General features: G+C 59.8%; 1 pseudogene. It reads left to right on the top strand.

The features are described from left to right. Positions 1–229: pseudogene (locus tag KVT38_RS34465) on the top strand (M20 family metallopeptidase); the annotation flags it as partial.

Consider the following 229-nt stretch of genomic DNA (forward strand, 5'->3'; position numbering starts at 1 on the left):
ATTTGGTGCGCATTCAAAGCGTGAACCCGCATTACGGAGAGGGCGCGCGCGGGGAGCGAGACGTGGCCAATTATATCGAAGCGCGCATGCGCAAAGCGGGGTTAAAGGTGACCAGACAGCCGGACGCCGAAGGCCGCGACAATATAATTGCCGAGCTGCGGGTAGGCAAGCCGGAATCCGCGCTGCTGTTCGATGCGCATATGGACACCGTATCGATCGGGAGCATGGA

Source organism: Cohnella sp. GbtcB17 (assembly GCF_019091135.1).
Classification (GTDB): Bacteria; Bacillota; Bacilli; order Paenibacillales; family Paenibacillaceae; genus Cohnella.